The sequence below is a fragment of the Streptosporangiales bacterium genome, from assembly GCA_009379955.1.
Taxonomy (GTDB): Bacteria; Actinomycetota; Actinomycetes; order Streptosporangiales; family WHST01; genus WHST01.
In genome coordinates this window covers 37777-54370 of record WHST01000033.1, presented here as the reverse complement: position 1 = coordinate 54370, position 16594 = coordinate 37777, and the positions used below count along the sequence as shown (strand labels likewise).

The following is a 16594-nucleotide window of genomic DNA, read 5'->3' as shown; positions in this document are numbered from 1 at the left end:
GGCACTGGAGAAAGACGTCCGCGAATGGATCAAGATGTGGAACGAGGACCCGAAACCGTTCGTGTGGAAGAAGACCGCGGAGGAAATCCTCGACTCCCTCGCACGATATATCACACGAATTTCCGGCGGGCGACACTAGTCTCGCGTGGCCACCGAGCCGGCGGACGGCTCGACCCACAGGAGGGACGACGTCGACCGATGCCCCTGGGCGAGATCACCGCGGCCGCCGCGGGTACCTGGACTCTCGGCGACCGTACCGTCAGTCGCATGGGCTTCGGCTCGATGCGATTGACGGCCGACCCCGACCGCGAGCGCGCGATCCGCGTGCTGCGCACGGCGATCGAACTCGGCGTGAACCACGTCGACACCGCCACGTTCTACGTCTCGCCGGGAGGCACGCTCGGCGTCGGCACCGGCCTGCCCCGCTACGCGACCGACCTGATCCGCGAGGCCCTCGCACCGTACCCGGACGACCTGGTCATCACCACCAAGGTCGGCTTCGCCGCCAACCAGGCGAACGGCGTCAGCGAGGTGTGTACGCCGGAGGATCTGCGCAGTCAGGTGGAGGAGAACCTCCGCCGCCTGGGCCGCGACCACCTGGACGTGGTGAACCTCCGCATCGTCAAGCGTCCGAGCCGCGACTCGGTCGCGGAACGCTTCGGCGCGCTGGCGGACATGCGCGCCGCGGGTCTCATCAGGCACCTCGGGCTGTCGAACGTCCGGGCCGACCACATCGACGAAGCAGCAACGATCGCCCCCGTGGTGTGCGTGCAGAACAACTACGCACTCGACAACAACCGCACGGACGACGCACTCCTGCACGCCTGCGGCGAACGCGGCATCGCGTACGTCCCCTTCTTCGCCCTGGCCGGCGCGAACCGCGAGAAGGGCGCGACCTCGGATCACTCGGAGGCGATCCGCGCGGTGGCGCAGGCACACGGCGTGTCCGAGCACCAGGTGCGCCTCGCGTGGACCCTGCACCAGGGACCACATGTGCTGGCCATCCCCGGTACGGGCGACCCGGACCACCTGGTGCAGAACGTCGCCGCGGGCGCATTGCGGCTCACCGACGAGGAGCTGGCCGTCCTGGACGGGACGACGCCCCCATCGTGAGGTGCCGAGCGGGATGTGGTGGGAGCCGGCAGTCGGATTCGAACCGACGACCTGCCGCTTACAAGGCGGCTGCTCTGCCAACTGAGCTATGCCGGCGAGGCTCCACCAGGGTATCGGGACGCTAGCGGATGCGGCGGATGCCTCGGCGGATCTCGCGGGCGGCGTCGTCGAAGAAGGGTTCCGCCACCACGTAGATGCCGAGGGCGGTCAGGATGCCTACCACGACGTTGATGCTGGTGCGGCCCTTGTCGGCCCAGTAGACGTCTTCGAGGTTCAGCAGCAGAGCCGCCTCGTCGGCGATCAGTGCGGCGCCGGCGCCGAAGGCGATGCCGGTGAACGGGCGGTGGCCTGGTCTCGGCGTGCCTCGTACGGCCTGCAGGGCGACGCCCGTCAGCATCGCGATGCCCCAGTTGTAATGGTGCAGGTGAAGGCCGCCGGGCCTGATGTTGCCGACCGGGAGCCAGCGCCACTTGCGCTTGATGCTGTGCGTCACCAGTCGGCACAGGCCGAACGTCACGCCGAACGACGCCCACGACAGGAGCAGGGTCTCGGTCAGCGGGTCGGCCTCGTCGAAGTAGGCGCGGACGAGACGCTCGGGCAGCGAGCCGCGGCGGCCGGTGTTGTCGCCGGTCTGCTCACGCTTCTTGCGGTGCTCCTCACGATGCCTGCGCCACTCCTCGGGCGTAGCCGCGTGGCTCTGGTAGTCGAGCTCGTCCGCAGCAGTCACGGTCCCACCTTCCCGCTCGCGTCGTCCACCACCTCACCCTACGACGAGCCGCCGCGCCACCCAGTCGGCCACCGCGGGACGCACGCGGTACGCGAGGTTGTGCAACACATGGTTGCCGTCGGGCTCGACCACCAGCTCCGCGTCGTCGCCGAAGTGGGTCGTCAGCCGTCGCGCCTGGTCGTCGCCGAACAGGCGGTCCCTCCCGCCGTGCATCACCAGGAACGGGGTGCCGCCCAACGCCTCGAGATCGGCCAGGGTGAAGGTGTCCGCGCGCTCGTGTCCCTCCGCGTCGCTGGACGCACCCGACCGTACGACGAACGCCCGCCGGGTGAGCAGCGGCAGCCGCGACCAGCACTCGCCCATGCTGTAGCAGCCGCCGACACTCGCGCCGGCGACGAACCGCGGCTCCACGGATGCAGCGCGCGCCGCGAAGTAGCCGCCGAGGCTCACTCCGACGACCGCGAGCCGGTCCGCGTCGACCGTCGGCTCCCTCACCAGCGCGTCGACGGCCGCGCTCGCCACCGCCTCCCAGTCGGTACGCAGCGGAAGGTCGAACTCGGCCTCGCCCTGGCCCGGCCCGTCGAAGGAGTACGTGGCCATGCCGCGCCGCAGGAACACCTCCTGCAGCCGGTGCATCTCCTCCTTCGTCGCGTCGAGGCCGGGCACGACGACGACCGTGGGGCTCGGGCGCCCGTCCCCGTCGGGCAGCCGGAGCACGCCGGACAGCTCGGTGCCCTCGTACGGGACGTCGAGGCGGCGGCCCGGCCAGGGCAGCGCGACCATCGCCTGCCGGTAGCTCTGCACCGCCTTCGCGTGCACGGCACGCAGGACGGGTAGGTCATGGACGAACAAGAACTTCCCGAAGTGGTACTCCAGCGTCGCCACCAGCCGGAGCTCGGCGGCCGTCAACGTCGCGCCACGCTCCTCGGCCGCGTCGGCGTCACGGCACCTGAGGTCCGCGACCGACTCCCAGCCGGCACACCACCGCTCCCACGACTCCACCCCGCCGGTGATCCTGGCGTAGTCGTCCATCGGCACGCCGTTCTCGACGCAGCGGGCCGTCCAGTGGCTCGCCAGGGATCTCACATCGATGTCTTCAGCCATGGCACCCGTCATCTATCGTCGCCTGCGAACCAGAACCCGCCGCACCAACCACACCGCCAGCACGACACCCGCGCCGGCGGCGACCGGACGCCAGGCGCGGCGCACGAGATCGCGCCGACCACCGACCGGCGGCGCAGACGGTTCCACGGCCCAGGACGGCGGCGCTTCTCCCACCGACCAGGCCGGCCGCTTCACCACGGCTGGTGTCTCTGCGTGGACGTCGAGCACCGCCGTGACGATGCCGTCGTAGCCGGTGCAACGGCACAGGTTGCCGCTGACCGCCTCACGTACCGCGGTGTCGTCGAGCACCGGCTCGGCGAGCAGCTCGCGGCACGCCATCAGCAACCCGGGCGTGCAGAAGCCGCATTGCAACGCGTCGCGGTCGGCGAACGCGCGCTGCAGCCGGCCAAGCGGTTCGCCGTCGGCCGCGAGGCCCTCGACGGTCGACACCTCGCTGCCGTCGGCCTGCGCCGCGAACATCAGGCAGGAACGCACCGACGCACCGTCGACGAGAACGGTGCACGCCCCACAGACTCCCTGTTCGCATCCCAGGTGCGTACCGGTACGACCGCGCACCTCGCGCAGGTAGTCGGCGAGCGTCAACCGTGCCGGCACGCGATCACGCCGCAGCTCCCCGTTGACGCTGACGGCGACGTCGACACCGGTCATGCCACACCTCCGATCGCCTGGCGTATCGCGCGTTCGACAGCCACCGGCGCGAGCCGTGCCCGGTGCTCGTCGCCGGCGGACGCGCGTACGTCCTCGGTGAGGGCGCGCGCGAGACCACGCCAGTCGACGTCACCCACCGGCTCACCGAACGGGAGTGCGGCTCCGCGCGCCACGTCGACCGGGCAGGACGTCACCGCGAACACGACCGCGCGGAGGCCCGCGAGCCGTCCGCCCTCGTCGACCTCGACGGCACACGCGCAGCCCGCGCGGGCGAAGTCGCCGTGCCGCGGCGCGAACTCCACGAACCCGAACCGTACGTCCGCCGCCGGCACCGGAACGCGGACACCTGCCAGCAGCTCGTCGTCGCGCAGCGCCGTCGTGTACGGGCCGACGAAGAACTCCGCCGCCGGGATCTCGCGACGCCCGCCGCGGCGCGCCACGCAGACCATCGTCGCGCCGAGCAGCACCATCGCTGCCGGCAGCTCGGCGGCGGCGTCCGCGTGTGCCAGGCTGCCGCCGAGCGTGCCGCGGTTGCGGATCGCGACGTGGCCGATGTGGCTCGCGGCCTCCCGCAGCAGCGGCAGCATCCCGCCGATCCGCTCGTCGGTCGCCAGCCGCGTGTGTCGTACCAGGGAACCGAGATACAGGTATCCACCGGACATCGCGACGCCGTCGAGCCCGGTGACGCCGTTGACGTCGACCAGCAACCGCGGGTCCGCCAACCGCAGCGCCATCAACGGAATCAGGCTCTGTCCTCCCGCGATGACCTTGACGTCGTCACCGGTGAGCGCGTCGAGGCACTCGTCGACCGAACGGACGCGTTCGAGGCGGAACGGTGCCGGCTTCATGCGCGGTCCGGGAGCCGCGCGAGGAGGTACTCGGACGTCATCGGCGTGCGGTCGACGCGTACGCCGAACTCGGCCAGGGCGTCGTCGATCGCCGACGCGATCGCGGCACCGCTCGCGATGATCCCGCTCTCGCCGACACCGCGGGCGCCGAGCGGGTTCAGCTCACTGTGCACCTCCTGGTGCGCCAGCCGCACCGGCGGCACCTCACCGGCGCCTGGCACGAGGTAGTCGGCGAGCGTCGCCGTCACGGGCTGCCCGCTCGCGTCGTAGCGCACCTCCTCGAACAGCGCCCCACCGATGCCCTGCGCGACCCCGCCGCGGATCTGCCCGTCGACGACCCGCGGGTTGATCGCCCGACCGCCCTCGTGCGCGACGCCATAACGCAGCACCCGCACCGCTCCGGTGTCGACGTCGACGGACAGGGCGACGACGTGCACGCCCATGGTCCAGGTCACCGTCGGCGGTGCGAAGCTCTCGTACGCCGCCGGCGGCGTACGACCCGCGAGCGGACCGCCGGGCTCGAACCAGGCGGCCACCTCGGCCCACGTCACCGGCTCGCCGTCCCGCGCGGCGAACCCGCCGTCGACGTGCTCGGCGCCGTCGACGCGCAGGACCTCGGCGACCGCCAGCCGCGCCTGCGCGACGAGCGCCAGCGTCGCGCGGTGCAACGCCGAGCCGACGAGCACCGCCGTACGGCTGGCGAACGTGCCTGAGCCGATGCTCGAGTCGTCGGTGTCGCCGGTTACGACGTCGACGCGGTCTGGACGCACCCGCGCGGTCTCGGCGGCGACCTGGGTCAGCATCGTCTCGTGCGCCTGGCCGGACGCACCCGTCGCGGCGCGGGCGACGAGCCGTCCGCCCGGGGTCAACGCGATACGCGCACTCTCCGGCTCCGTCGGTCCACGCGCCGTCGCCTCCATGTACGCGGCCATCCCGAAGCCGATCCGCGACGACTCGTCGCGCAGTCGCTCCAACTCGGCGACCGCCTCCTCGGGGACGAGATCGCGCGCCGCCGTCAGCACGCTCGCGTAGTCGCGGCCGTCGTACACCACGTCGACACCGTCGCGGTACGGCAGACCCTGCTCGTACGGCAGGTCGCCGGCGCCGAGGATGTTGACCTCGCGCACCTTCCACGCCTCCATGCCGAGCCGTCGCGACGCCTCGTCGAGGCTGCGCTCCAGCGCGAAGCACGCCTCGGGACGCCCGGCGCCCCGGTACTGCGAGGTCGGCGTCTTGTTCGTGTACGCGGCCGTGCCGCGCACCCGGACCGACGGGATGCGGTACGGCCCGAGCAGGTGCAGCGCCGTGTTCGCGACGACGCCCACCATCCACGGGTTGTGCACGCCGACGTCGACGGTGAAGTCGTCGTCCCAGGCGACGAGCTGACCGCCGCGGTCGACGACGAGCCGCGAGCGGTGCACCTGGTCGCGAGCCTGAGCGGCGCTCACCAGGTTCTCGTACCTGTCCTCCACCCACGTGACGCTCCGGCCGAGCCGCCTGGCGAGGAACGCGACGACGACCTCCTCGCCGTACACCGCCACCTTCGGCCCGAAGCCGCCGCCGACGTCCGGGCTCCTGACCCGGACCGACTCCGGATCCCACCCGGTCACCTCTGCGATGACCCGCTTCACCAGCAACGGCGCCTGGGTGGAGCTCCACACCTCCGTACGCCCGTCGTCGCCCGGCGCGGCGAGCACCCCGCGACACTCGACCGACACCGCCGTCTGCCGGCCGATCGTGTACGCGCCCTCGACGACGATGACGTCGTCGCGGGCGAGCGCCTCGTCGACGTCGCCCTTCTCGTAGCGCAGGCTGACGGCGACGTTGTCGCGGCTCTCTGCGTGCACCCTGGTCGCGTCCGGCCGCAGTGCGAACTCAGCGTCGACCACGGCGTCCGTCGGGTCGATGTCGACGACGACCAGACCGGCAGCGTCCTCGGCGAGGTAGCGGTCCGCCGCGACGACAACCGCGAGCGGCTCACCGACGTACGTCACCGCGTCGACCGCGAGACAGCGCACGTGGCGGGGGAAGACCTCGACGTGCAGCTCCTCCTTGAAGCGTTCCTGCGGCCGGCTCATCGGCGCCATGGGCACGGTCTCCTCGGCGAGCTCGGCGCCCGTGAGCACCGCGACGACGCCTGGCGACCGTCGCGCCTCGGCGGCGTCGACGTTCGCGACCCGCCCCGCCGCGACGGTGCTGCGGACGAACGCCGCGTGCAGCGTGGCACCTGGACGCAGATCGGCGACGAACGTGCCGGCGCCGCGCAGCAACCGGTCGAACTCCAGCTGGTCGACCGGTGAGCCGATCCAGCCGTGTCGCGGCTCCGCGTCACCGCCGGGACGACTGCTCACGCCGGCTGCTCCTCGCCGACCGACTGCTCGTCCTCCCTGGCCTTCAACAGCCGCCTGATCCTCGTCGCGGCGTCGGCCATGTGGTCGCGCATGGCGTCGTGCGCTCCGGCGCCGTCGCCGTGGACGATCGCCTCGGCCACCCGCTCGTGCTGGCGCGCCGAGCGGCCGAGCTCACCGGCCTGGCTGAGGTTGCGGAACCGCAGCAGCCGCACCCGGCCGTCGACGACGTCGTTCATGTCGGTCAGCGCGTCACTGCCGGCGAGCCGGATGAGCAGCCGGCGACAGTCCTGCAGGTGCTCGACGTACTGCTCCACGTCGCCGGACCCGCCCAGCGCCACCAGCCGCGCGATCGCCTCGCGGTACGCGGCCTTGTCGTCGGCCGTCCCGCGCTCGGCCGCCCACTGCGCCATCAGCGGCTCGATGGCCACCTTGAGCTGGTAGATGTCCTCGACCTCGCGCCTGGAGATCTCCCGCACGTACACCCCCACCCGGGGCGCGACGGTGACGAGGCCCTCGCGCTGGAGGTGCCAGAGCGCGTCGCGGACGGGCGTGCGGCTGACGCCGAGGTCACGCGCGAGCTCGTCGATGAGGATCTTGCGCGCAGGCTCGAGCTCGCCCGCGTAGATCATCGCGCGGATGTGGTCGACGCACCATTCCTTGGCCGACAGCAGCTCGCGGCTCACCTGCCGGCGTGGACGCTCGCCGCCGTCCGCCTTCGCCGTCACCAGGACCGCCTGCTCGGCTTCCACGGCGTGACCCGTCGTTCGAGCCACGAGCCGCCGGCGATGAGGCCACTGCCGATCACGCCGAGCACGACGACCACCGCGAGCACCCGGTCGGTCTGCAGGCTGTTGGTGTACTTGGCGATCAGCGCACCGAGGCCGGAGAGTCCGGTGAAGAGCTCCGCGACGATCAGGCCGATGAGCGCGCGGCCGGCACTCTGCCGGAACCCCGACATGATGAACGGCAGCGCCGCAGGGATCATGACCGACCGCAGCGTGTCCCACCCGCTCGCGCCGTACGCGCGGGCGACGTCGACGTGCTGCTGGCTGATCGCGCGGATGCCGTCGTGTGTCGTGAAGAGGATGGGGAAGATCGCGATGATGACGATGATGGCGACCTTGGCGGTGAACCCGAGTCCGAACCACAGGATGACGACGGGCACCAGCGCCACCGCCGGCACGGTGTAGAACGCGTTGAGCAGGTGCAGCAACGACTCCTCGACCACGGCGAACCGGCCCAGCAGCACGCCGATGACCACGCCGGCGACCACCGAGAGGACGAGGCCGACGAGGAACGGCTGCATGCTCTCCGCGAACGCGTGCACCAGGGTGCCGTCGCGGACGAGCTCCCAGAGCGCCGCCATGATCGACGTGGGCGAGGCGAGGAGCAACGGGTTCACGCTGCGGCCGTAGAACTCCCACGCCACCAGCAGCACGACGACCGAGCCGAGGCGAAGCGCCCACGCCCGCGCGCTCGCCTTGCGGCGGGGACGTATGGCACCACCGGGCAGAGCCGCGGTGGGACGTCGCGTCGACGATGCGACCACCGGTCAGCCCCCCGCTCTCTCGAGCGACGCGCGCAGCCGGACGAGCATCTCGCGGTACGCCTCCGTGGTGCGGTCACGTGGCCTCGGCAGCTCGGAGACGACGTCGTCGCAGATCGACGGCGACAGGTCGTCCGTCTCCTGCCGCGCCAGGGTCCGCAGCACGATGACCCGGTCGGAGAGGTACGCGGCCTCGTCGATGCTGTGCGTGACGAACAGCACGGTCATCTTCTGCTGCTCCCACAGCCCGAGCAGCTCGTCCTGCAACCGCTCGCGCGTCTGCGCGTCGACCGCGGCGAACGGCTCGTCGAGGAGCAGCACGCGCGGCTCGCACGCGAGCGCGCGGGCGAGCCCCACCCGCTGCCGCATGCCGCCGGAGAGCTGGTCGGGGTACCTGCCCCCGAACCCGGTGAGCCCGATCAGCTCCAGGTACCTGTCGACCCGCGCCTTGCGCTCCTGCGCCGGGAAGTGGCGGATCCGCAGGCCGTACTCGATGTTCTTCGCGACCGTGTACCAGGGGAAGAGCCCGTGGTCCTGGAAGACCATGCAGACGTCCTCGCCCGGGCGGTACGTGTCGCTGCCCGCGACCTGCACCGTGCCGGTGTCGGGGTCGATGAGCTGCGACACGATCCTGATGAGCGTGGTCTTGCCGCACCCACTCGGGCCCAGCACGCAGATGAACTGACCCTCGGGCACGCTGAGGTCGACGTCGCTGAGGACGGGCGCAGGCGCCCCCTCGTACGTCTTGGCCAGACCGTCGATCGCCAGCACGCGCACCTCACTTCAACGCTTCGTCGCGGATGTCCGTCGCCATCACCTGGTCGAACGAGGGTGCCTTCTTCACCGCACCCGACTCGACCAGCGCGCGCGTCGTGTACGCGAACGGCCCCTTCGTCATACCGCCGTCGGGGTGCCACGCACCCTTCAACATCGAGTACTCCTTGGTCGCGTCGGCCTCGTTCGTGCCGCTGTTGTGCTTCACGTACGTGCTGATCGCCACGTCCTTGTCGTCGACGACCATGCGCGTCGCCTCGATCATCGCGGCGTCGAACGCCACGAGCTCCTCGCGCTTGTCCTCGACGGTCCGCTGCTGCGCACCCCACATGTAGCCCTGCAGCTGCGGCAGCTCCTCGGCAAGGTTCGAGAACACCTTGTCGCCGGCCTTCTGCGAGGCGATCACGTGCGCGGAGAATCCGATCCCCGCGTCGATGCGGTTGCTCTGCAACGCCTTCAGCCGGCCACTCGACCCGCCGACCGCCAGCCAGGTGACGTCCTTGGTCGGGACGTTCTCCTTCGCCATCGCCATCTCGACGATGCGCTCACTCAGGGTGCCGGGCGCCGAGATGCCGATCCGCGCGTGCGCGAGGTCCTGCCACGTCTTGATCTTCGGGTCGGCGAGCAGGTAGTAGAGGTTCGTCGGCGTGGGGTCGAGGATGATCTGCAACGGCGCGCCCTCGGCGACGCCGGTGTAGAGCTGGCCCGAGTCGACGAACGCGACGTCGGCACGTCCGGCCACCAGCGCCTGGAAGGTCGGCGCGTCACCGTCGGTCGTCTTGATCTCGACGTCGAGGCCGTGCTTCTCGAACAGGCCCTTGTCCTGCGCGACGTAGAGCTGGATGTCGGAGAGGTTCGGCTGGGCGGCCGAGTAGTACACCTCGAGCTTCTTCAGCCCGCTGTCCTCGCCCGCGCAGGCCGTGGTCGCCAGCAGCGTGGCGACCAGGGTCAGACCGACGAACCATGAGAGACCTCGACGTCGAGGCATGAGCCCTCCTCGGGTGCATCCAATGAAGGCGACTCTGACATGTGATATTTCAGATGTCAACACCCGCTCATAGGCGCGGGCCCGTAGCTGTCGGACCCGGCCCGGTACGGTGCGGACATGCCGGATCTGACCGAGGGGCGGGTCATCGCCGGCCGCTACGAGATCATGTCGCTGATCGGACGGGGCGGCGCGGCGAGCGTGTGGCGCGCGTACGACCCTGCTCTGCAGCGCGAGGTCGCGGTGAAGGAACTGATGATGCCGCCGCACCTCGGCCTCGAGGAGCGGCGCCGCGTGATGCGCGAGGCGCGGACGGCGGCACGCGTGCAGCACCCCGGAGCGGTCCCGATCTACGACGTCGTCACCGACGCCGAGCAGGTGCTGATCGTCATGGAGTTCATCAGGGCGCCGACCCTGACCGAACGCGTCGCCGCCGTCGGCAACCTGCCGCCGGAGTTCGTGGCGGCGCTGGGCATCCAGCTCGTCGACACGCTGGAGGCCGCGCACGCCAACGGCATCGTCCACCGCGACCTCAAGCCGTCGAACGTCATGGTGACCGGCGACGGGCGTACGTGCCTCGCCGACTTCGGCGTCGCCATGCTCGTCGACCGCACCGGTCGGGCGCGGTCGGGCGTCGCCGGGGGCACCCCCGGCTACATGTCGCCTGAGCAGGCCGAGCAGCGCAGCGTCACGTCGGCGAGCGACGTGTTCAGCCTCGGCGCGACCCTGTTCTTCGCCGCCGAGGCCAGGGGCCCGTTCGACCGCGCCGACTGGCGCGACGCCGTCCGCGCCGTCATCGAGGAGCCGCCGACCGTCCCGCGGCTGGCCGGTCCGCTGGCGCCGCTGTTCCACCGGATGCTCTCCAAGGACCCGAAGCGTCGTCCCAGCCACGATGACGTGCGCCGCAGCCTGTTCGTAGTGCTCGCCCAGGGCATGCCCGGCCTGCTCGAGGGCGCGGGTCCGTCCTGGGAACGCACCCCGCAGCCGGGGCGGTTGCCGCTGTCCTCCCCCGGTCGGGCGCAGGAGGACGCCGCCGCCGACGCCGACCCGCCGGCGGCCCCGATCACGCCGCCCCGCCTCCCGCTGCGGTCCAGCCGACCACCTGCCGACCGCGGCTGATCGGCCACCGGGTTCTCCCCGGATGGAATGCCCCTCTCGGCCGGGGGCGTTGGACAGACGTGAGACTGCACCTGACGGCTGGGCCTTCCGACCCGGCGTTGCTCGACCTCCCGTGGTCGGTGCCGCTCGAGGAGTGGCCCGCCGACCACCTCGTCGCGTACCCCCGTGGGCTGTCCAGGCACATCGTCCGGTTCGTGCGCAACGCCGGCGTCGTCTATGCCGTCAAGGAGACCTCGCAGCACGCCGCGGAGCGCGAGTTCCGGCTGCTCCGCGCCCTCGCCGGGCGTGATATCCCCGCGGTCGAGGCGGTGGCCGTCGTCACCGACCGCACCGACGACGACGGGAAGCCGCTCGACGCGGCGCTGGTGACCCGGCACCTGACCTTCTCGTTGCCGTACCGCGCGCTGTTCTCCCAGGTCCTGCGCCCGAGCGCGGCACAGAACCTGCTCGAGGCGCTCGCCGAGCTGCTCGTCCGGCTGCACCTCACCGGCTTCTACTGGGCCGACTGCTCGCTGTCCAACACCCTGTTCCGCCGCGACGCGGGAGCGCTCGCCGCCTACCTCGTCGACGCCGAGACCGGGGAGCTGAAGGGCAACCTCGGCGACGGCATGCGCGGCAACGACCTCACCATCGCGACCGAGAACATCAGCGGCGACCTGCTCGACCTCGAGGCGGCCGGGCTCCTCGACGAGCGCCTCGACCCGCTGGACACGGCGACCGAGCTCGAACGGCTCTACAGCGAGCTGTGGAGCGAGCTCACCCGCGTCGAGGTGCTCGACGCCGACGAGCGACACCTGATCGACTCGCGCGTCCGCCGGCTCAACGACCTCGGCTACGACGTGGCCGAGCTGCAGGTCAGCACCGACGACACCGGACGCCGCCTCGTCGTGCGCACCGAGGTCGTCCAGCCTGGCCTGCACGCGCGCCGGTTGCACGAGCTCACCGGGCTCGCGGTTCAGGAGCGCCAGGCACGGCGGCTGATGAGCGACATCCGTGCGTTCCGGGCCGCCAAGTACCCCGACGGCGACGCACCGTCGCCGCTCGTCGTGGCGCACCGCTGGCTCATCGAGAGCTTCGTTCCCACGGTCGAGGCCGTCCCCCGCGACCTGCGCGGCAAGCTCGAGCCGGCCGAGGTGTTCCACGAGGCGCTCGAGCACCGGTGGTACCTCTCGGAGGAGCAGGGCCACAACGTCGGCCTGGAGGCGGCCGTCGCGTCGTACGTGCGCGACGTTCTCGTGCACAAGCCCGACGAGAAGGCCGTCCTCGGCGCGGCGGGCTAGGCCGCACCGAGCCTCACCTCGCGAACGTGGACTTCACCTCGTCCCGGCACGAGGTGAAGTCGTTGTTGATCACGTTGACGTGATCAACGGGACAAGGGCGGCCGGTGCTGGCTAGCGGGCGCGGGCGATCTCGTACAGCGCGACGCCGGCGGCGACGCTCGCGTTGAGCGACTCGGCGGCGGGCGCGATGGGCACGTGGACGAGCTCGTCGCAGGCCTCGCGGACCAGCCGCGAGAGGCCGGCACCCTCGGCGCCGACGACGAGGACCAGCGGCCCGTCGAGGAGGCGCGAGTCGGCGAGTGCGGTGCGTGCCTCGCCGGCGAGCCCGACCACGAACAGCCCGTCGCGCTGGTACGCCCTCAGCTGCCTGACCAGGTTGACCGTGCGGGCGACCGGCAGGTTCGCGACGGTGCCCGCAGACGCCTTCCACACCGCGGGTGTCACGCCCGCGGCGCGGCGTTCCGGCACGACCACACCGTGCGCGCCGAACGCCGCCGCCGACCGCACGATCGCTCCGAGGTTGTGCGGGTCGGTCACGCCGTCGAGCGCGACGACGAGTGCTGTGGCGTCCCCGGCACGGCGGAGCAGGTCGCCTGGATCGGCGTACGCGTAGGGCCGCACGGCGAGGAGCACGCCCTGGTGCGGGACGCCGTCGGCGCGGCGGTCGAGCTCGGGACGGGACACCTGGCGGACGTCGACGCCCGCTCCGCGCGCCAGTCGTACCGCCTCGGCGACCCGCACGTCGCCGTCGTCGGTGACGTACAACGCCTTCGCGGGGACGGCCGATCGCAGCGCCTCGACCACCGGGTTACGGCCGGCGACGACGTCGCCGCCGCCGTCGCTCCCGCGGGGTGACGACCGCGACGGGCGTCCCCTGGGAGACGCCATGGGTTCAGCCGTCTCCGAGGGACCAGCGGGGTCCGTTCGGGGTGTCCTCGACCACGACGCCCGCGGACGCGAGGCCGTCACGCAGCGCGTCGGCCGTCGCGAAGTCCTTGCGTGCCCTGGCCTGCTGACGCTGGTCGAGCGTGACCTCGACGAGGCGACCGAGTGCCTCGCGCAGCCGCGAGTCGTCGCCGCCCTGGTCGACCCAGGGGCTCGCGAACGGGTCGAGCCCGAGCACGCCGAGCATCGCGCGCAGCTCGCCGACCAACCGCACCGTGGTGTCCTTGTCGCCCGCCGCGAGTGCGGCGTTGCCGTCGCGGACCGCGTTGTGCACCGTGGCCATCGCCTGCGGCGTGCCAAGGTCGTCGTCCATCGCCTCGCGGAACCCCTGCGGCACCTCGGCCGCCGGCTCGACGTCGCCCACCAGCTCGACCGCGCGGACGAGATACCCCTCGATGCGCCGGTACGCGGCGGCCGACTCGTCGAGCAGCTCCTCCGCGTACTCGACCGACGAGCGGTAGTGCGGCGCGACGAGGTAGTAGCGCAGCTCGGCCGGGCGCCACCTCTTGGCCAGCTCGGTGATGAGCAGGGTGTTGCCGAGCGACTTGCTCATCTTCCGCGAGCCGAGGTTGAGCATGCCGTTGTGCAGCCAGAAGCGCGCGAACGCGTCTCCCGCGCCGTGCGACTGCGCGACCTCGTTCTCGTGGTGCGGGAAGACGATGTCGGTGCCGCCGCCGTGGATGTCGAACTCGGGACCGAGGTACGTCGTCACCATCGCCGAGCACTCCAGGTGCCACCCGGGTCGGCCGCGTCCCCACGGGGTGTCCCAGGCGGGCTCGCCGGGCCGTTCGCTCTTCCACAGCGCGAAGTCGAGCGGGTTACGCTTCGACCGCTCCGGGTCGGTCCTCTCCGTCTCGACCATCTGGTCGGGGCGCTGCCCGGACAGGCTGCCGTACTCCGGCAGCGACTGCACGTCGAAGTACACGTCGCCGCCGCTGGCGTACGCGTGGCCCTTGTCGACGAGACGCTGGATCAGCTCGATCATCTGCGGGATGTGCGCGGTCGCCAGTGGCTCCACGGTCGGCGGCGCGAGACCCAGCAGGTCGTACGCCCTCCGCATGTCGTGGATGTTGCGCTGCGACACCTGCCACCAGGGCACCTGCTCCTCGGCGGCCCGCATGATGATCTTGTCGTCGATGTCGGTGATGTTGCGCGCGAACACGACCTCGTGGCCGGAGAACGCGAGCCACCGCGCGAGCACGTCGAACACGACCTTGCTGCGCGCGTGCCCGATGTGGGGCGGCGCGTAGACCGTGTCACCACACAGGTACATCGTCACCGTGGGCGGGTTCAGCGGCTCGAAGCCGCGCACGGACCGGGTACCGGTGTCGTACAGACGTAGGCTCACGCGCACAAGGGTACGAGCACCGCCACGTCGCCGGTCGGCCCCCGTGCTCAGAACGAGTGGCGGCGCATGCCTCCGTCGACGGGGACCACGATGCCCGTGAGGTACGCGGCCCGCTCGGACGCCAGATAGCAGACGAGGTTCGCGACGTCCACAGGCTGACCGTACCTGCCGACGGGGATGTCGTCGGCGGCCTGGCGTTCGCGAAACTCGGGGCTGTAGTTGCGCAGGATCTGGTCGCTCATGATCTTCCCCGGCGCCACGCAGTTCACGGTGACCCCGTCGTGGCCGACGTCGCGCGACAGACCCTTCGACCAGGACATCACCGCGGCCTTGGCCACGACCGCTCCGTTGACGGTGGGCGGCTCGGACTTGCCCGTGATGTTGATGATCCGGCCCCAGCCCGCCGACCGCATCGCGGGCAGGAGCCTCGTGGCGAGCTGGCGGTGGCGGGTGAAGTTGAGCGTGGTCGCCTCGTCCCACGCCTCGTCGGTGGCATCGACCCCCAGCGGCCTGCTGCCCCCGGCGTTGTTCACCAGGATGTCGACCGAGCCGAGGGCCTCCGTCGCCGCGCGCGCGACGACCTCCGCGGCGTCGGCGTCCAGCAGCTCGCACACGACGACGGCCGGGCGGCGACCGCCACTCGCCTCGATCTCGCCGGCGAGCTCGTCGAGCTGCTCCTTGCGCCTGCCCTGGACGGCGAGGCGGACGCCTTCGGCCGCCAGCGCGACGGCCGTGGCACGACCGATGCCGCTCGTTGCTCCGGTGACCAGGCCGGCGCGTCCGTCGATGTCGAGCTCCATCAGTCCACCTCTCCGAGGGGCCGGCACGGCCGGGCCGCGAAATCCGGTGCCAGAGCCGTAGCGCACATGGTATACGAAGCGTACAGTTCGGTGTGCACAGATTGCCGGACAGTATCCCGCAGTCTCGAGCCCGACAGGAGTGCGATGGACAACCCGTTGTTCTTCGAGCACCTGCCCGTACGTCCGGGCAAGCCCCGCTCGACAGGGATCACCATGGTCAGGGACGACGGCATGCCCACTGCCGAGCTCGACGGCCTGCTCGGCAGCTATGGGCACGTGCTCGACTACCTGAAGTTCCGCCAGTTCGTGACCTGGTACCTGCCTCCCGACGAGCTGCGCGCGAAGATACGGCTGTGCACGGACGCGCAGGTACGGACCTTCCTCGGTGGCACGGTCCTCGAGGCCGCGCACCTGCACGGCCGGACGGAACAGGCACTCGACACGATGACCGACTACGGGCTGACGGCCGTCGAGGTCTCGAGCTCGATGGTGCCGCTCGACACCGAGCAGCTCGCGGCCGTGATCGGGCTCGCCGCGCAGCGCGGGTTCGAGGTGCTGTACGAGTACGGCAAGAAGTTCCAGCGCACGGCGCTCGACGTCGACGAGGCCGCCCATGACATCGGGCGCCTGCTGGACGCCGGCGCGCACCGCATCATCGTCGAACGCTGGCAGCTCGACGCCGCGCTCGGACCGGCGGGCGAGAGCGACACCGCACCCCGGGTCGCGGAGCTCGCGGAGCGGGTCGGTCTCCAGCACCTCGTGTTCGAGGCGGAGACCCTGGCGCACCAGGTGTGGCTGATCGAGACGCTGGGCCCGGAGGTCAACCTCGGCCCCAACATCGCACCGTTCCACGTGCCGTCGAAGCTCGAACCGTTCCGTCACGGGATCGGCAGCGAGGTCGGGTACTCCCTCTTCCCCACCCTGGTGTCCCGCACGGGCACCGCGGTGGGCGACCTGTTCCGGACGCCGGCGCAGGCATAGGCAC

The 16594-nt window shown here is 71.4% G+C and carries 17 protein-coding genes and 1 tRNA gene; 5 read left to right on the top strand and 13 right to left on the bottom strand.

The genetic code is table 11. From position 1 onward, the window contains the following. Together GEV10_12520 and GEV10_12515 are read left to right on the top strand one after the other, a co-directional pair. Positions 1-139, top strand: a 139-nt coding sequence (locus GEV10_12520) for an IS630 family transposase (protein ID MQA79280.1), incomplete at its 5' end; no start/stop codon positions are given. 59 nt (positions 140-198) lie between these two features. Continuing rightward, entirely contained in the window at positions 199-1113 is a 915-nt protein-coding gene (locus GEV10_12515; protein ID MQA79279.1) for an aldo/keto reductase, read from the top strand. A gap of 23 nt (positions 1114-1136) precedes the next feature. Here the strand turns inward: GEV10_12515 and GEV10_12510 are convergent. The 10 genes from GEV10_12510 to GEV10_12465 all read right to left on the bottom strand — a co-directional run bounded on the left by GEV10_12510 (position 1137) and on the right by GEV10_12465 (position 10120). Beyond that, positions 1137-1209 (bottom strand) — tRNA-Thr (locus tag GEV10_12510). Between the two features lie 25 nt (positions 1210-1234). Then, complete coding sequence (locus GEV10_12505; GenBank protein MQA79278.1) at positions 1235-1840, bottom strand: hypothetical protein; 606 nt, start codon at positions 1838-1840, stop codon at positions 1235-1237. A gap of 33 nt (positions 1841-1873) precedes the next feature. After that, positions 1874-2956, bottom strand: coding sequence for an alpha/beta fold hydrolase (locus GEV10_12500; GenBank protein MQA79277.1), 1083 nt, complete (start codon positions 2954-2956; stop codon positions 1874-1876). After that, a complete protein-coding gene (locus GEV10_12495) occupies positions 2957-3613 on the bottom strand; it encodes a 2Fe-2S iron-sulfur cluster binding domain-containing protein (GenBank protein MQA79276.1) in 657 nt (218 codons plus the stop codon). It abuts the gene before it with no gap. Further along, positions 3610-4461, bottom strand: a complete 852-nt coding sequence (locus tag GEV10_12490) for a xanthine dehydrogenase family protein subunit M (protein ID MQA79275.1) — start codon at positions 4459-4461, stop codon at positions 3610-3612. The genes GEV10_12495 and GEV10_12490 overlap by 4 nt, the downstream gene beginning before the upstream one ends. Then, positions 4458-6812 carry a molybdopterin-dependent oxidoreductase gene (locus GEV10_12485; protein MQA79274.1) on the bottom strand — a complete coding sequence of 785 codons (2355 nt, stop codon included), beginning with the start codon at positions 6810-6812 and terminating at the stop codon, positions 4458-4460. The genes GEV10_12490 and GEV10_12485 overlap by 4 nt, the downstream gene beginning before the upstream one ends. Further along, entirely contained in the window at positions 6809-7561 is a 753-nt protein-coding gene (locus GEV10_12480) for an FCD domain-containing protein (GenBank protein MQA79273.1), read from the bottom strand. The genes GEV10_12485 and GEV10_12480 overlap by 4 nt, the downstream gene beginning before the upstream one ends. Continuing rightward, positions 7534-8361, bottom strand: coding sequence for an ABC transporter permease subunit (locus GEV10_12475; protein ID MQA79272.1), 828 nt, complete (start codon positions 8359-8361; stop codon positions 7534-7536). Before GEV10_12475 ends, GEV10_12480 begins: the two co-directional genes overlap by 28 nt. Positions 8362-8364: 3 nt before the next feature. Further along, on the bottom strand, positions 8365-9135 hold the full coding sequence (locus GEV10_12470; protein ID MQA79271.1) for an ATP-binding cassette domain-containing protein: 771 nt from the start codon (positions 9133-9135) through the stop codon (positions 8365-8367). 1 nt (position 9136) lies between these two features. Continuing rightward, positions 9137-10120 carry a PhnD/SsuA/transferrin family substrate-binding protein gene (locus GEV10_12465; GenBank protein ID MQA79270.1) on the bottom strand — a complete coding sequence of 328 codons (984 nt, stop codon included), beginning with the start codon at positions 10118-10120 and terminating at the stop codon, positions 9137-9139. A 117-nt stretch (positions 10121-10237) separates the two neighbouring features. Here GEV10_12465 and GEV10_12460 point away from each other — a divergent pair, with 117 nt between their 5' ends. Next, the gene (locus tag GEV10_12460; protein ID MQA79269.1) at positions 10238-11236 is read left to right on the top strand and encodes a protein kinase; all 999 of its coding nucleotides are present in this window, start codon (positions 10238-10240) and stop codon (positions 11234-11236) included. A 65-nt stretch (positions 11237-11301) separates the two neighbouring features. After that, on the top strand, positions 11302-12516 hold the full coding sequence (locus GEV10_12455) for a DUF4032 domain-containing protein (GenBank protein ID MQA79268.1): 1215 nt from the start codon (positions 11302-11304) through the stop codon (positions 12514-12516). A gap of 111 nt (positions 12517-12627) precedes the next feature. On the opposite strand, the gene rlmB is transcribed toward GEV10_12455, so the two are convergent. The 3 genes from rlmB to GEV10_12440 are packed head-to-tail and all read right to left on the bottom strand — an operon-like array spanning position 12628 to position 15609. Then, entirely contained in the window at positions 12628-13404 is a 777-nt protein-coding gene (rlmB, locus tag GEV10_12450) for a 23S rRNA (guanosine(2251)-2'-O)-methyltransferase RlmB (GenBank protein ID MQA79267.1), read from the bottom strand. Between the two features lie 4 nt (positions 13405-13408). Further along, entirely contained in the window at positions 13409-14809 is a 1401-nt protein-coding gene (locus GEV10_12445) for a cysteine--tRNA ligase (protein ID MQA79266.1), read from the bottom strand. A 47-nt stretch (positions 14810-14856) separates the two neighbouring features. Continuing rightward, the gene (locus GEV10_12440) at positions 14857-15609 is read right to left on the bottom strand and encodes an SDR family oxidoreductase (GenBank protein ID MQA79265.1); all 753 of its coding nucleotides are present in this window, start codon (positions 15607-15609) and stop codon (positions 14857-14859) included. Between the two features lie 66 nt (positions 15610-15675). Between GEV10_12440 and GEV10_12435 the strand changes: the two genes are divergently transcribed. Continuing rightward, on the top strand, positions 15676-16590 hold the full coding sequence (locus tag GEV10_12435; protein ID MQA79264.1) for a hypothetical protein: 915 nt from the start codon (positions 15676-15678) through the stop codon (positions 16588-16590). The last annotated feature ends 4 nt before the right edge of the window (positions 16591-16594 follow it).

Excerpts from the sequence above, each read along its gene's own strand:
- GEV10_12515 (MQA79279.1), top strand. The coding sequence starts at position 199 with ATGCCCCTGGGCGAGATCACCGCGGCCGCCGCGGGTACCTGGACTCTC.
- GEV10_12500 (MQA79277.1), bottom strand. The coding sequence starts at position 2,956 with ATGACGGGTGCCATGGCTGAAGACATCGATGTGAGATCCCTGGCGAGC.
- GEV10_12495 (MQA79276.1), bottom strand. The coding sequence starts at position 3,613 with ATGACCGGTGTCGACGTCGCCGTCAGCGTCAACGGGGAGCTGCGGCGT.
- GEV10_12490 (MQA79275.1), bottom strand. The coding sequence starts at position 4,461 with ATGAAGCCGGCACCGTTCCGCCTCGAACGCGTCCGTTCGGTCGACGAG.
- GEV10_12465 (MQA79270.1), bottom strand. The coding sequence starts at position 10,120 with ATGCCTCGACGTCGAGGTCTCTCATGGTTCGTCGGTCTGACCCTGGTC.
- GEV10_12460 (MQA79269.1), top strand. The coding sequence starts at position 10,238 with ATGCCGGATCTGACCGAGGGGCGGGTCATCGCCGGCCGCTACGAGATC.
- rlmB (MQA79267.1), bottom strand. The coding sequence starts at position 13,404 with ATGGCGTCTCCCAGGGGACGCCCGTCGCGGTCGTCACCCCGCGGGAGC.
- GEV10_12440 (MQA79265.1), bottom strand. The coding sequence starts at position 15,609 with ATGGAGCTCGACATCGACGGACGCGCCGGCCTGGTCACCGGAGCAACG.
- GEV10_12435 (MQA79264.1), top strand. The coding sequence starts at position 15,676 with ATGGTATACGAAGCGTACAGTTCGGTGTGCACAGATTGCCGGACAGTA.